Origin of the sequence: Candidatus Poriferisocius sp. (genome assembly GCF_965204015.1) — a bacterium.
Classification (GTDB): domain Bacteria; phylum Actinomycetota; class Acidimicrobiia; order Acidimicrobiales; family Bin134; genus Poriferisocius.
Genome location: NZ_OZ241965.1, coordinates 3,496,876 through 3,510,950, shown reverse-complemented (window position 1 = coordinate 3,510,950; position 14,075 = coordinate 3,496,876). Strand labels below are relative to the sequence as shown.

General features: G+C 63.8%; 14 protein-coding genes. 4 read left to right on the top strand and 10 right to left on the bottom strand.

Features of this window, described 5'->3' with window-relative positions; translation table 11 throughout:
* Positions 1–32: 32 nt before the first annotated feature.
* From ACOGJC_RS15870 to ACOGJC_RS15860, 3 genes are read right to left on the bottom strand one after another with little or no spacing between them, the layout of a single operon-like run.
* Positions 33–803, bottom strand: a complete 771-nt coding sequence (locus tag ACOGJC_RS15870) for an SDR family NAD(P)-dependent oxidoreductase (RefSeq protein WP_419845968.1) — start codon at positions 801–803, stop codon at positions 33–35.
* 2 nt (positions 804–805) lie between these two features.
* A complete protein-coding gene (locus ACOGJC_RS15865; RefSeq protein WP_419845967.1) occupies positions 806–1,603 on the bottom strand; it encodes a CoA-transferase subunit beta in 798 nt (265 codons plus the stop codon).
* A complete protein-coding gene (locus tag ACOGJC_RS15860; protein ID WP_419845966.1) occupies positions 1,600–2,469 on the bottom strand; it encodes a CoA transferase subunit A in 870 nt (289 codons plus the stop codon). Before ACOGJC_RS15860 ends, ACOGJC_RS15865 begins: the two co-directional genes overlap by 4 nt.
* A gap of 67 nt (positions 2,470–2,536) precedes the next feature.
* Here ACOGJC_RS15860 and ACOGJC_RS15855 point away from each other — a divergent pair, with 67 nt between their 5' ends.
* Positions 2,537–3,760 carry a cytochrome P450 gene (locus ACOGJC_RS15855; RefSeq protein WP_419845965.1) on the top strand — a complete coding sequence of 408 codons (1,224 nt, stop codon included), beginning with the start codon at positions 2,537–2,539 and terminating at the stop codon, positions 3,758–3,760.
* Here the strand turns inward: ACOGJC_RS15855 and ACOGJC_RS15850 are convergent.
* On the bottom strand, positions 3,757–5,370 hold the full coding sequence (locus ACOGJC_RS15850; RefSeq protein ID WP_419845964.1) for an AMP-binding protein: 1,614 nt from the start codon (positions 5,368–5,370) through the stop codon (positions 3,757–3,759). The genes ACOGJC_RS15855 and ACOGJC_RS15850 overlap by 4 nt on opposite strands.
* 11 nt (positions 5,371–5,381) lie before the next feature.
* Entirely contained in the window at positions 5,382–6,164 is a 783-nt protein-coding gene (locus ACOGJC_RS15845) for a class II aldolase/adducin family protein (RefSeq protein ID WP_419845963.1), read from the bottom strand.
* A 64-nt stretch (positions 6,165–6,228) separates the two neighbouring features.
* Here ACOGJC_RS15845 and ACOGJC_RS15840 point away from each other — a divergent pair, with 64 nt between their 5' ends.
* Positions 6,229–6,813: a VOC family protein gene (locus ACOGJC_RS15840; protein ID WP_419845962.1), complete on the top strand. Its 585-nt coding sequence runs from the start codon at positions 6,229–6,231 to the stop codon at positions 6,811–6,813.
* Positions 6,814–7,110: 297 nt separating this feature from the next.
* Here the strand turns inward: ACOGJC_RS15840 and ACOGJC_RS15835 are convergent, their stop codons facing one another.
* Entirely contained in the window at positions 7,111–8,751 is a 1,641-nt protein-coding gene (locus ACOGJC_RS15835) for an AMP-binding protein (RefSeq protein WP_419845961.1), read from the bottom strand.
* Between the two features lie 128 nt (positions 8,752–8,879).
* On the opposite strand from ACOGJC_RS15835, the gene ACOGJC_RS15830 reads away from it, so the two are divergent.
* The gene (locus ACOGJC_RS15830; RefSeq protein WP_419845960.1) at positions 8,880–9,098 is read left to right on the top strand and encodes a FitA-like ribbon-helix-helix domain-containing protein; all 219 of its coding nucleotides are present in this window, start codon (positions 8,880–8,882) and stop codon (positions 9,096–9,098) included.
* Positions 9,099–9,562: 464 nt separating this feature from the next.
* On the opposite strand, the gene ACOGJC_RS15825 is transcribed toward ACOGJC_RS15830, so the two are convergent.
* Together ACOGJC_RS15825 and ACOGJC_RS15820 are read right to left on the bottom strand one after the other, a co-directional pair.
* Entirely contained in the window at positions 9,563–9,898 is a 336-nt protein-coding gene (locus tag ACOGJC_RS15825; RefSeq protein ID WP_419845959.1) for a hypothetical protein, read from the bottom strand.
* Between the two features lie 390 nt (positions 9,899–10,288).
* Positions 10,289–11,080 carry a hypothetical protein gene (locus tag ACOGJC_RS15820; RefSeq protein ID WP_419845958.1) on the bottom strand — a complete coding sequence of 264 codons (792 nt, stop codon included), beginning with the start codon at positions 11,078–11,080 and terminating at the stop codon, positions 10,289–10,291.
* 119 nt (positions 11,081–11,199) lie between these two features.
* On the opposite strand from ACOGJC_RS15820, the gene ACOGJC_RS15815 reads away from it, so the two are divergent.
* On the top strand, positions 11,200–12,180 hold the full coding sequence (locus tag ACOGJC_RS15815; protein WP_419845957.1) for an HNH endonuclease: 981 nt from the start codon (positions 11,200–11,202) through the stop codon (positions 12,178–12,180).
* 65 nt (positions 12,181–12,245) lie between these two features.
* Here ACOGJC_RS15815 and ACOGJC_RS15810 read toward each other — a convergent pair whose 3' ends face one another.
* Positions 12,246–13,100: a DNA-methyltransferase gene (locus ACOGJC_RS15810; RefSeq protein ID WP_419845956.1), complete on the bottom strand. Its 855-nt coding sequence runs from the start codon at positions 13,098–13,100 to the stop codon at positions 12,246–12,248.
* A 115-nt stretch (positions 13,101–13,215) separates the two neighbouring features.
* Entirely contained in the window at positions 13,216–14,040 is an 825-nt protein-coding gene (locus ACOGJC_RS15805; RefSeq protein WP_419845955.1) for a class I SAM-dependent methyltransferase, read from the bottom strand.
* Positions 14,041–14,075: the final 35 nt, after the last annotated feature.

Sequence of the window (14,075 nt, the reverse complement as noted above, 5' to 3'; positions counted from 1 at the left end):
CCGCAGGTGACAGGACCCGCCGGCCCGGTGGATCACCGCGTGGTGAGCCGCAACCCTGCGTCCAGCCGCACAACCTCGCCGTTGAGAAAAGTGTTCTCCATGAAGTGGACGACGAGGTTCCCAACATCCGCGGGAGTTCCCAGTCGGTGGGGGAACACGTTGTCTTCCACCAGCTTGGCGATGAACTCCTCGTTGAGGGTGGCCAGCATGGGAGTGTCCATGGTGCCGGGAGCGATGGTCATCACCCGGATGCCCCACACCGCCAGATCGCGGGCCATGGGCAGGGTCAGGCCGATCACTCCGGCCTTCGACGATCCATAGGCCGACTGGCCCACTTGGCCCTCGTAGCCCGCGATGGAGGCTATGTTCACGATGAGGCCCCGCTCACCGTCTTCGTTGGGCTCGTTGGCCGACATGGCCGAAACCGCATAGCGGGCCACGTCGAACAGCCCGATCAGATTCACCTCGATGTGCTGGCGGAAGTGGTCCAAGGAGTTGGGCGTGCCGTCGCGGGAGACCACCCGCTGCCCGGAGCTGATCCCCGCGCAGCTCACCAGCAGATCGACCCGACCGTGAGCCTCAGCCGCGGCGGCCACGGCCTGCCCGACGTCATCAGAGTCAGTGACATTGACGGGGACGAAGGCCACCGCGTCGCCCATGTCATTGGCCATGGCCTGCCCGGCCGAGGAGGGCAGGTCCAAGATCACCGCCCGGCCGCCTTTGTCGACCAGGGTGTTCACCACCCCGGCGCCCAAACCGGAGGCCCCGCCAGTGACTAGAGCTACAGAACCAGAGACTCTCATCTTCAGAACTCCCGGAGGCGGGCGCTGGTCGGGTCCACCTCGGTGCGCAGGATGTGCAACTCCTCAGCGGTGGGCTCCGCCGTGGTGGGAATATCACCGCCGGGCATCAGCACCTCGAAGCCGGTGGCCTCCTGCACCTGCTCAGCGGTCACGCCGGGGTGCAGCGACGCGAGGCGCATCCGCTTGCTGGAAGGTTCGAAGTCGAACACGCACAGGTTGGTGATGCACAGCTGCGGTCCGCCGGGCATGCCCATGCGCTCCCGGTGGTCGCCGCCGTCGCCCCAGCCGATGCCGGAGCGGAAGTGGAGCTGGTCTACGAAGGTCCGGGGGTCGTGGGTGGACGACCACAGGTAGATGCGGGGGATCATGGCCCCGAGGTCGGCCATGCCGCCGCCGCCGGGCAGTCGCACCTTGGGGGCGTCGTAGGGGCCGATCACCGTGTTGTTCACGTTGCCGTAGGCGTCCATCTGCGCGCCCCGGAAGGCAAAGGTGTTGTAGCGGGCCCCTTGGGCGTAGCTCCAGAAGTCGAACGGGGAGTTGCTCAGCATGGAGGCCCCGCCCCACAGCGAGTCCGACAGGGTGGAGTCGCCGATCTCATCGGGGTCGGCGTCGACGGCGATGGAACTGGCGGCCCATACCAACTCGGGGGCATGGGTGCGCCGGGCCAGCAGGTAGCCGCACACGGGGATGAACGACACCGCTCCGTTGAATGCCCGGGTGTCGTTGGACATGGCCCGGGAGAAGGTCACCACCATCAACTCGTCCATGGTGCAGTCGTAGCCGGGGACCGGGGCGCTCATGCCGAGGCCCCTGTGGCTACGCTGTTGACGGCCAGGAAGTCTTCCCAGGTCTCCGGCCCCACCACTCGTTCCTGGAAGAACTGGGTGAACGTCTCCCGGTCTCGGGCCGCCTGGGAGTATTCCGTGAAGAATCCGGAGTCATGGCCGTAGTCGGGGAAGCTCGAGCAGGGGTAGGCACCCATCGGGGCCGGGGCCACCGTGTCGATCATGAACCTCGGGTACGTCGTGCGCTCCGGCTCGGCCGTGAAGGCCGCGGTGTCCACCACTCGCTCCACCGAGGCCACCGTGCGGGCGGCCGCGTTCACGATCTCGTTGTCCATCCACACCAACTTGGGATTTACCCTGGTGTTTCCCCGCTCGTCGGCCTCGTGGGCGTGGACCAGGGCCACATCCACCGGAAGGCGAGTGCAGGCCACGTAATGCTCGCCGGTGGGACCGTCTTTCTCCTCCCGCACCGCGCCGCTTTCGGCGTGCAGGCCGAGCACGTCGGTGCCCAGTCCGGCCTTGGTGGGCATGAACGGCAGGTTGTAGCTCTGGGCCTGGAGTCGGCAAATCAACAGATGCTCGCTGTACTCCTCAATGGCCACCTGCCCCGACTGCACCGCCGCTCGGAAGTTGGGGGCCAGTCCCAGGCCCTCGAAGCTGACCAGCCCGGCGAGCACCCGGCGCACGCAGCCCCCGGCCACCAGCCAGTCCACCGCCATGCCCGACACGATGGCCACCAAGTCGAGGTCTTTCTTCTGCTGGCGCACCAGCTCGCGCACCAGGGCCATGGGGGCGCTGTTCATTGACAGGCCGCCGATGGCCACGGTGGCGCCGTCGGGGATCGACGCCGCCGCCTCTTCCAGTGTCGTGACTTTGCTCATGAGATCTTCCGCTTCCCCCTGACTGGCCATTCTTGAAGTTCTTGCAGCCCGCCGTACTATACGGCCCATGACTGACGCCCCAGACATCCTCTCGCCCGAGTACGACGCCGATCCCTACCCGTTCTACAAGGTGCTGCGCGACGAGTTTCCCGTGATGTGGCACGAGGGCACCCAGGCCTTCGTGATCAGCCGCTACGAGGATGTGGCCGGGGCGTTTCGCAACCCCCAGATCTCCAGCCGCAACTACGAGTGGCAGACCGAGCCGGTGCACGGACGCACCATCTTGCAGATGGAGGGCAAGGAGCACTCGTCGTACCGGGGCATCGTGAACCCGATCTTTCGGGGCAGCTACCTGGAGCAGAGCATCGTGCCCGCCATCACCACGGCGGCCCGCCAGCAGATCGGCGAGTTCTTGGCCGACGGGGAAGTGGACCTGTGCAAGCGGTTCAGCACCTACTACCCGATCGGCGTGATCGTGCAGCTCCTCGACCTCCCCATGGAGGACGTGCCCCAGTTCTACGAGTGGTACACGATGATCATGGACTTCGTGTCCAACATCACCGGCGACGAGGAGAAGAACCGGCGGGGCATGGCCGCCCGGGTGGAGATGGGGGAGTACCTCATGCCCAAGATCGCCGAGCGGCGGGCCAACCCCGGCGACGACCTGCTCACCGCCATGGTGACCAAGGAGTTCGACGGCGTGCAGATGAGCGACGACGACATCCGGGGCTTTTGCAGCCTGCTGTTGACCGCTGGCGGGGAGACCACCGAGAAGGCCATCACCTTGACCATGCGGAATCTGCTGGACAATCCCGAGCAGATGGCTGAGGTGCGGGCCGACCGCCAGCTCATCGGCCCGGCCTTCGCCGAGACGCTGCGGTTCACCGGGCCGGTGCAGATGATCATGCGCCACACCGATGAGGATGTGGAGTTCTCCGGAGGCACGGTGGCCGCGGGCCACACCCTGGAGTTGCTGCTGGGTGCGGCCAACCGGGATCCGGAGGCCTTCGACGAGCCCGACCGGTTCAACATCCACCGCTCCGACATGGAGTTCGACAAGGCGTTCACCGCGGCGGCCGACCACACCGCGTTCGCCCTGGGCCGCCACTTCTGCGTGGGATCGATGCTGGCCCGGGCCGAGCTGACCGTGGCTATGGACGCCCTGCTAGACGCCATGGACGACATCGCCTATGCCGACGGCTACGAGCAGGAGGAGACCGGGGTCTATACCCGAGGATTGACCTCGCTGCCGCTGACGTTCACGCCGAATCCCGATTTTGTGGCTGGCTAGCGGGGGACGACGTAGCCCGCTTCGTCGCGGTCCCAGGTGTCCGCGGTGACGCCCTCCTCGCGGAGCTTGAACTTCTGGACCCGCTCGGAGGGGGTCTTGGGCAGGTCGTCACACCAGCGGACGAACCGGGGGACGGCGAAATGGGCCATGCGGGGGACGCAGAAGTCGAGAAGTTCGGTCTCGGAGAGCTGGTGGTCGGGCTTGAGCACCACCACGGCCATTACCTCTTCTTCGCCCAGTTCGGAGGGAACGCCGATCACCGCTGACTCCAGCACGGCGTCGCAGGTGTTGATCACCGCCTCAACCTCATAGGAGGAGATGTTTTCGCCTCGGCGGCGCACGCAGTCCTTCATGCGGTCGATGAAAGTGAGGTAGCCGTCCTCGTCGAGGCGCCCCCGGTCGCCGGTGTGGAACCACAGATTGCGGAAGGTCTTTACCGTGACGTCGGGCATGTCGAAGTAGCTGTCGATCATGATGTGGGGCTTCTTGGGCCGCACCACGATCTCGCCGGCGGTGTTGGGGGGCACCGGGCGGTCTTCAGGATCCACCACCGCCACGTGGTACAGGGCCGATTCCCGGCCGGCGGTGCCGATCTTGCGCATGCCCCGGCGGTTCTCGGTGGTGATGGCCACCTCGGTCATGCCGTACACCTCGCTGAGATGCACCCCGAAGCGCTCCTCGAACGGCTCCCAGATCTCGATCGGGCAGGGGGCGCCGAAGCCGTTTCGCACCGGGTTGTCGGCGTCGTCGGCCCTCTCGGGCTGCTTCCACAGCATCATCAGCAGCCCGCCCTGGTAGTTGAAGGCGGTGATGCCGTCGGCCCGGCAGCGGTCCCAGAATCGGCTGGCCGAGAACCGCCGGTCCATGATGAGCCGGGCGTCAGCCTCCATGGCGCACATCACGCTGGTGTACTTGGCGTTGATGTGGAACAGCGGGAAGGCGGTGTAGAGCACGTCATCGGCGTCGTAGCCCACCAGGTCGACAGTGTGGCGGGCCAGGTTGAGGTTGGCCTCGTGGCACAGCATCACGCCCTTGGACGGGCCGGTGGTACCCGAGGTGTAGAGGATCACCGCGGTGTCCCGGTAGTCCACATCGGGCTCGGGAGCGGGGGAGTCGAGGTACAAGTCGGCCAGTTCGTGGACAGTGACATGGCTGGGGAAATCAGGGGTGCCGGTGTCTTCGGTTCCCTCGGCCCGGCTTACCACCACGTGCTCTAGGCCCGGGAGGCTCGGGGCCGCCTCGGCGATGCGGTCGAGGTAGTCGGCATCGCAGACCACCGCCGAAGAGCGCGACTGGCTGATCAAGTACTCAAGCAGGTGGCCCCGGTAGGCCTGGTTGATGGGCACCTCCACCACGCCGGCCTTGTTCATGGCGAACCAGGCGTCGATGCATTCCAGCGAGTTCTGCATCATCAGACAGGAGCGGTCGCCCTGGCCCAGGCCGAGCGAGGCCAAACCGGCGGCCAGTCGGTCGGAGTCCAGATCGACCCCGGCGTAGGTCTTGTCCCGCCCCTCCACGGTGAGGGCCAGTCGGTCGGCGTTGACTTCGGCCTTGTGGCGGATCCACGCTCCGATGGTGCGCGGGTTGGCGGTGCTGGGGTTCGAGCTCATGGCTGGTCCCGTCAGTTCAGCACTTCGGGAGCCTCGCGGAGCAACCGCCGCACCGCCCCCTCCCAGAAGTACCTCACCGTCATGTGGTGGCTGTTGACCGCGGCCTTGAGGGTGGGCCGCTGGTCGGGGGGCACCGGTACCGGGGTTTGGCCCGCCTGCATGGCGTCGTAGTTGAGGCGGCACACCCGCTCGAAGTTGGAGGCTCGGTAGACGGCCTGCTCGGTGGTCTCGCCAGCGATGAGAACCCCGTGGTTGGCCAGGATCACCGCGGTGGCGCCGCCCACTGCGTCGGCCATCTCCTGGCCCCCGGCGGCGTCGTCAACTCCGCCGGTGTAGGTGCCGAACAGGGCGATGTCGCCGTCGAACATGCAGGCCTGCTGGTCGGTTATCTCCGGCAGCTTGTGCATGGTGGACAGCAGGCTGCCGTAGTAGGGGTGGTTGTGGATCACCACCCGGGCATCGGGGCGAGCCCGGTGCATCTCGGTGTGGATGAACACGGCCGGGGTGACGTCCCAGCGGCCCTCCAATACCTCGCCGTCGGCATCGATCGTCAAGATGTCGGAAGCGGTGACCTCGTTCCACCAGAGTCCGTAGGGGGTACACCACATGGAGCCGTCGTCGGCGTCGTCCCTTACCACGGTGATGTGACCGGCCACATCTAGGGCGTATCCCTCGGCGTCGAGGATGCGGGCGGCGCAGGCGATCTTCTGGGGCACAGTGAGCGGCTGGTCGAGTCCGGGCATCACCCGGGGAAATCCACTTTGTCCGGCGATGGCTTCGTCTAGCTTGCCCATTCCCTGCTAGATAGCACACTTGGAAGCTCTCCAAAGAATGTGAGAGCACCGGGAGGGGCAGGCCATGGGCTGGAGAACGATGGGCGAGGCCGGATATCCGGCTGGTTTGGACACCAATCCGGCGGTGTCGCCCCGCATTCAACGCTGGGACCACATCGGGATTGCGGTGCGCTCTATTGAGGCCGCCGTGCCGCTGTTTCGCGATGTGTTCGGCGGGCAGTTCGTAATGGGGGGCGACGACGTGCCGCTGGACATCCGCACCGCCATGTTCAAGCTGCCCGACACCGTGAAGGTGGAGCTCCTGGAGCCCCTGAACGAGGAGAGCTACCTGCATCGCTTCATCGAGAAGCACGGGGAGGGTTTCCACCACGTGACCATCTTCGTGGATGACGTGGAGGCCACCATCGTGGACTTGGAGGCCGCCGGCTATGAGGTGGTGGACACCGAACTGCGCGAGCCGCACTGGCGGGAGACCTATGTGCGCCCCCGGTCAGGGCACGGCTGCCTGTTCCAGATCGTGGACTCGACCATCGACTGGCTGGAGCCCCACCCGCACTGCACAGTCGAGGATGTGATTGCCGGCAGGTGGCGCTGGTGGAGGAGCCAAATCTGGCACGTCGACCAACTGCCCGACGGCTATGGGGGGTGATCGTCCGGTGGGCGGCGCGCTCAGCGCTTGTCCGGTGGGCGGCGCGCTCAGCGCTTGTCCGGTGGGGCGGGTCGCGCTTGGCGCTTGTCCGGTGGGGCTGCGGGTCCTGTCCCGGCCCAGCCCGCCGTCCTCCATGGAGTCCGGGCGGCGGGCGCCCTGAGCCGGGCCACCCCCAGCCCCACCTATCGGGGTTATCGCCCGCCCCACCTTGGTTTCTGCCCCGCCCACCTCGGTTGGTTGCTTTTTCCGCCGTCGGGCAGATGGTCGGGGGGTGCCGATTGGCTTTTGGCTGGGGGGTTATAGGCCTAGTTCGGCTTGGAGCTTTTCGGCGAGGCGGAATTTTTGGATTTTTGTGGCTGACATGGGCCATTCGTTGGGGGCTACGAATTGGACGTGGCGGGGGATCTTGAAGCTGGCGATCTGGCCTCGGCAGAACTCGATCAGCTCGTCCTCGCTGGCCTCCGCCCCGGGCTTGAGCTCGACGAAGGCGGCGGGTATCTCGGTGTACTTCTCGTCGGGCAAGGGCACCACTTGGGCGATGGCCACCGCCGGATGAGTCTGGAGGTAGCTCTCGATCTCCACCGCGGCCACGTTTTCGCCCCCCACCTTGAGCATGTCCTTGGTGCGGCCCAGATAGCTGATGCGCCCGTCGGGGTCGAGTGAGCCGATGTCGCCGGTGAAGAACCAGCCCTCGTCGTCGAAGCACTCGGCGTTCTTCTCTGGATCCTTGTGGTACCCCTCGAACACGTTGTAGCCCCGCACCCAGATCTCGCCTGCTTGGTGGGGCTCGGTGAGCGTTTCTCGGGTCTCGAGATCCTTGATCTTGACCTCGATGCCCCGGAACGGGCGGCCCGACGACACCGCCCAGGTCTCCGGCGGGTCTTCGGGGCCGGAGAAGGCCACCACGCCGCCGCACTCGGTGAGACCGTAGGCGTTCATGTGGCGGGCCCAGGGGAGCAGGGCGTGGATGGCCCGCAGCGCGTCGGGAGGCGCCACGTTGTTCACCAGCCGGATGCGCTGGAACTCGTCGGAGTCCCAGTCGGGGTGATTGATCATGGCCTGGGTTACCGGCGGGAAAGTGGAAAAGCACACGGTGGCCTTCTCGTCGCGCATCTGGGCGATGGCCTGGGCCGGGTCGAAGTGGGTGATGGTGACGTAGGACGACCCCGCGTCGAGGCAGCCAATGAGCGGAAGAATCGAGCTCATGTGGAACAGGGGGAGCGGGTCCCAGAACACGTCGGTGTCGGTCAACTCGAATCGGGTCCGACAGGCGGTGACCGCAGTGCGCACCAGCGATTCGTGGTTCAGAGGGCAGCCCTTGGGCTCGGCGGTGGTGCCTGAGGTGTAGATCATCAGGGCCTCATCCCGAATGGCCACCTGGCTACGGAGGAGTTCCACCTCGTCGTCGGTGGCGTCGTCGGCGAGTGCTTCGAATGCGCCTCGGTCCACCATCCCGGCGGGGGAGGTGCTGCCCAGCAGCACCACTGCTTTGAGTTCGGGAGCGACGTCAAGATCGAGATTGGCCGGGTCGGACGCCTCGGCCAAACCGGGCAGGCAGTCGTGCAGAATCACCACATAGTCGGTGAACTGGTCGATGATGTCGCTGGTCACCAGCACCTTCAGATCGGCGTTCTCGGTGACGTAGGCCAGCTCCCGCCCCTTGAAGCGGGCGTTGATGGGAACCGGGACAGCACCGATAAGGGAAGCGCCGAACATCACCTCGATGAAGTCCATGCAGTTGGGCATGAGGATCCCCACCCGGTCATGAGGCCTAACCCCCAGCCCCAACAGCGACCGTGCCGACCGCCGAGCGGTCTCCTCCAATGACGTAAAGCTGTGCCGCGTGTCGGGAAAGACCACCGCGTCCTGGTCCCCATACAGCGCCGACCCCCGCACCACCAGATCGCCATACGTGGTCACATCAACCCAAGTGCTCATCCCCGTAGCTTCGCGCACCCCTCTCCCACCCGACGAAAAATGCACACCTCCCCATCACTTTTCGCCGAAAAGTGTCAAGTAGCGATGCAGATCGCGCCAAAGTTCTACCATTATGGTAGAATCTGTCTATGGATCTGAACATCAAAGACCTCGACGATGACGTGGGCCAACGTCTGAGAGAACAGGCGGCGGCAGCTGGTCTCTCAGTGCAGCAGTACTTGCGAAACGAGCTGACTCGCATCGCGTCACGCTTGTCACCTGCTGAATTGTCCGGCGATTACCCGCCGATGGACCGTTCAGAGTTCGAATCCATCCGCCAGCAACTGCGCGACCTAGATGCCCAGTAGCGTCGTCTGCGACGCCGGGGGAGTGTTGGCTGCGGCTGGTGTGCTGAATGGGACGGTGCCAGTTGGCGCAGAGTTCCTGGCTTTGGATTGGTCGGCGATGACCATTGGTCGCTTTGTGGCAGCTCGCCATGAGGGCAATCCGGAGAGGGTTCAAGTAGAGATCGGGCTTGCTCTATCCGCAGTACACGAATGGTTCCCGGTTCGCCCTCTGGTAGCAGAAACCATCTCGCGGGCGGGTGTAGGAGCAGTGGATGCCCTCGACTCATGGTCCGCCCTCGTGCTCGCCGAACATCTTGACCTGCCGTTGTTCACTGCTTCGGATGAAGTCACCAGCTCCCGTGTTGAGATACGCCGACCCTGGTAAGTGCCCACTCGCGAATAACAGCAGCACGATCATCAGTTGCGCTTCCTCAAATGGGGTCCACGCCTGGCCCATCGATCATCCCTGCAAAGCCCTTCTGATTTCAGCGGCAGAGATCGCCGATTACCCCGCGTGAACACAGAAAGGTGCGCTCCACTGTCTTAAGGGTGAAGCCACCTTCGGCCTCCGGCAGGTGGGCGAAGATACGCAGCCGGTAACCGAGAATCGAATCATCCGCCAACCCCACCGCATCCAAAGTGATCTCCCCCAGATCGCCGATGACTGGCCCCTCGACTACTGAAATCCGCGGTGCCCCCTCTCCCTCATCGGGCACAAGGGCGTTGGCCACCAGGTAACCGAGGGCGGTCATGGTCTCAGCCGAAGGGATCGACCCCAACTTCTCCACCACCCGAGAGGTGATGTCGTCGGTGCCGCCCACAAATACCTCTAGCTGCGCAGGCGGGGTCAGAGTTGCTGGTGGGGTTGGCGTAGTTGGCGCGCTAGTGGGAGGAGGAGAAGGCGAAGCCAGTGGGGTCAGCGAGACCGTCGTTGAAGTCGGTGTCGCTGGAACTGGTGTGGCCGCAGCCCTTGTAGGAGGGGGTGTCACGGGCACTGGAGTGCTGGCAGCCTCCGTAGAGGTCGGCAGGGGTGTTTCCGACGGCAACACCGCCTGCTCAGTCCCCCCGCAAGCAACCACGAGCACGGCCACGGCCACAATGCCCAGAATCGCCAGCCCAACCCGCAATCCCATTACTCCTAACCCTCCCAGCCCCCCACGAGGGTATCTGCGGTTGAGATACGACACTCCTGGTAGGTGCCCGCTGAATTTCTAGAGTTGAACCCTCAGCCGGTAGGCGTCCTTCCCTCCGAGGTATTCGCGGTATCGCTCACCATGAGTGGCGAGAAGATCGTCGAGTGTCGCGAGATCGGATGCCGACGCGGAGGCATGGCCGCTTCTGAGGGCGTGGCGGGCTTCCAAGAGGCCGCCGAGGCCGTATTCGGTGTCAGGCATAAACACCGCGGGTCCGGCAAATTTGTCCATCTGCTCGACGACAGGAAGCACGATGGCGGCAAGTTCAGCGTTGAGTGGCGCGAACCCGTCGTCTCGCGCGTTCCGGTAAGCAGCCGCCAACAGTGCCAAGCTCATCCTCTCCAGCAGGATGGGCGGGAACCACATGCTTGCGATGCAATCTGCTCCTTCAGGTGTGGATTCTCCCGATCGCGTTGAAACCCGCACTCCTTCGAATTCACCTGACTTTGAGAAAAGTGCAAATACCTCGTCTTCACTGGGGTACCAGTAGCCCGGCTCCACCGATTCCAATCGGAGTCTGCCTGCCAACTGCGCCAACTCTTCGACGTTTGCTGGATCGGCGTAACTCAGGGCCCGCTGGAAGGTGTATTCAGGCATGTTCTCAATCACAGTCATCCAGAACAAGAAGTGCTCTGAGTCATAGAGCCGCTCTCCCGAGACGCGACCAGCGGGCAGTCGCGTAACCCCGTACTCCATGACCCTGACGGCGGGGAGCCTGACCGCTACTTCGGGCATTACCAGAGCACGGGCGTATCGAGACGCCAGAGATGATGATGTTGGGATAGTCGGCGCTGGCGCGAGTGCCGTCATGGGCTGATCCTATGAGCGACTTCACTCTCCGCGCCGGCTGAGCAGGCAATTTGCCAGATTTCAGAGGTACAAGGGGTCGCATCGTGTGGCCTCAAGCAACAGCCGGCTACGTTGGCAGGGTGCGATCGCTGAGCGACTACCTCGACCTCACCGTCGAGCAAGCCCGGTCGCAATGGAGCCAGATACTTAGGCGACAGCAGAAGCCACGCCAAGAGCCGTTTACTCCGGTTGAAGCAATCCTGTGCTACGGGCTCTTCTTCGTCATGGATCCTCACCGCTTTGGAGGGGGGTCGATGCATCGAGCACCAAAGATCTTGCACGACCTAGCCGAACTGTTCGTCCGACCTCCTGGGTCAGTGAACAACAAAATGATGAACCTGGACGGTTCTCGCGCCAATGCCGGTGCTCACGAGTGGAGATTCTTCATCGAGATGGCCGCGGATCCCGATCAGTTTCCCCACTTGTACAACCGGGTGCTCCTCGCAGCCCGTGACATGGGAGTAGGGCCTGAGCGCTTGCCTGATTTCCTTGCCTTGGAAGGCATCAAGAGCTTTGACTTGTTGGGACAAGAAGAGCTTTCGCGGCAGCACACTTTTGACGCCGTCCTGGAGGTCAAGGCCGCAAAGAGGCGGGCCCGTTTGCTTGCCAATGAGGAAGAAACAACCCGCATCGCGGAGCATGAGATCCGCGTCGGCCAGCACAGGTTTGCCAAACAGGTCTTGGAGAATTTTGCCCATAGCTGCGGATTCTGCGGGTTCTCCCCTCGGTCTCTCCCCAGAAACAAGCTATTGGTGGCATCGCACATCAAGCCCTGGTCTGCGTGCACTGACCGGGAGCGCATGGACCACCGAAACGGGGTCGCCGCCTGCCCGACACATGACGCTGCCTTCGACTCGGGTCTAATCACAGTCAACGGTGGACTGAGGGTCCACCGGGCACCAAACCTCGAAATCAGCACGCGCGCCGATCCTGGGGTCGATCAGTACTTCGGTCAAGCGCTCAAGCGGAAATTGATCATTCCCGAGCAGGCCGAGCGCCCAGGGGATCCATACCTCGCTTGGCATCACGAGCACATCTTTCAAGGAGTTGTTGAAACCTAACCCGGGGCAACAACCCGCCGGTTCAGGGTCTACGAGATGGGATCGGTCAGGTGAAGAGTTCAGCCCTATGCCTTGTCAAGCAGCGTGTCGCAGCCCACGAGCTCAGGGTTGGTGGGGACTAGGCGGTTGATCATGGTTTGGATGGCTTCGGGGTTGTTGTCGATGAGGAGGTAGTCGCGGCCGTGGTTGGCGGCGGCTTCTCCTAGGGTGCCGCTGCCGGCGAAGAAGTCGAGTAGGAGGTCGCCGGGTTTGGAGTGGACCTTCACGAGGCGCTCGAGGACGCCGAGGGGCTTTTGGGTGGCGTAGCCGGTTTTCTCTTTGCCGTTGGGGCTGACGATGGTGTGCCACCATACGTCGGTGGGGGTCTTGCCCCGGGCGGCCTTCTCCTTGCCGACCAGGCCGGGGGCCATGTAGGGGATTCTGTCCATCTCCTCGTAGCAGAACGTGTAGTCGGACGGGTCTTTGGCGTACCACAGGATGCTGTCGTGTTTGGCTGACCACTTCTTCTTGGAGCGGGCCCCGTAGTCGTAGGCCCAGATGATCTCGTTCATGAAGGAGTTTCGGCCGAAGATCTGGTCGAGCAGCACCTTGCAGTAGTGGACCTCGCGGTAGTCGATGTGCAGGAAGAAGCTGCCGGTGGCGGCGAGCACCCGATGGGCTTCCTCGAATCGGGGGGCAAGAAAGCCCAAGTAGTCGTCGAAGGCGTCCTCATAGCCTGACTTGCCGAGGTGGATCGTCTGATAGCGGCGCCCAGCGAAGCCGGTCCGGTCACCATTGGCCTCATCGTGCACCGTCTTGATCCGGTCGCGCTCCTGGCGCTTGCCGGTGTTGAACGGCGGATCAATGTAGATGAGGTCGACGCTGCCGTCGAGCAAGCCTTGCAACACCGGCAGGTTGTCGCCAAAGACGATTTTGCCCATCTCTTCCAATCCTAGTGGTCCGACTGCAAACTTCTCTGTATATTGAAAATCATTGATAATGACTGAATCCACAGTGATATCCACATATCCACAGGAGCTCAGGCTTCGAACAGGCCTACCAGGGTGATGGCCTGAAGCGGAGTCCTAGGAGTACGGGGATTTCGTCTTCGAGGGTGGGCGGGATGAAGAAGTCGGTGTGTTGGGTGGGGGTCTCTTCTAGGGCGCTCTTGGTGACTTCGGTGAAGCCGTCCACAGCTAGGCCAGCGTCGAAGGCGAGATTCAGCTCATGGGAGATGGAGCGATGGAAGTTGAGCTGCTTTTGGGGCTGACCGGGCATTCCTTCGACTTCCTGGGCCATCGGAGTGAGGTAGTGGGAGATGATGATTCCTTCCCGTTGATCACCGGTCGCGAGTTCTCCTTCGATTGCGAATTCCAGGTTGCTGGGGTTCTTGAACACTGGGTGCATCGTGACCACCACCGCTACTCCGTGGGGCTTCAGGCAGTGGGAGATGGCGGCGAAGAGGTCTTCGCTGGCCGGGATGTCCATTAGCGCCATCGTGCACGCCACAAAGTCGAAAGAGTTCGGCTCGACGTGCTCGGCGATGTCGGCTAGCGGGAAGCAGAGCCACTCCACATCGGCGCTGCCGTCGTACTTGTTGGCGAGGGAGAGGAAGGTTTTCGACCTGTCGGCGCCGGTGACCTGGGCCCCACGGGCGGCGAGCTGGCGGGCCAGGACGCCGCTGCCGCAGCAGAGGTCGATTCCTCGTTTGCCCTGGATGTCGCCCAGCAGGTTGAGGGTGGTGGGCAGCACCAGGTTCCGGTGCCAGTCATTGCCCACATCCCCATGGCGGCTGTCGTAATGGTGGGCTAATGCGTCCCAATCGTCCTTAGCCCGCTGGTCATGCGCGGTGCTAGGCCGCTGACTCTCGGTATCTGGCATGGGAAATCGCGTTTCTAACTCGATGGCAGGCAATC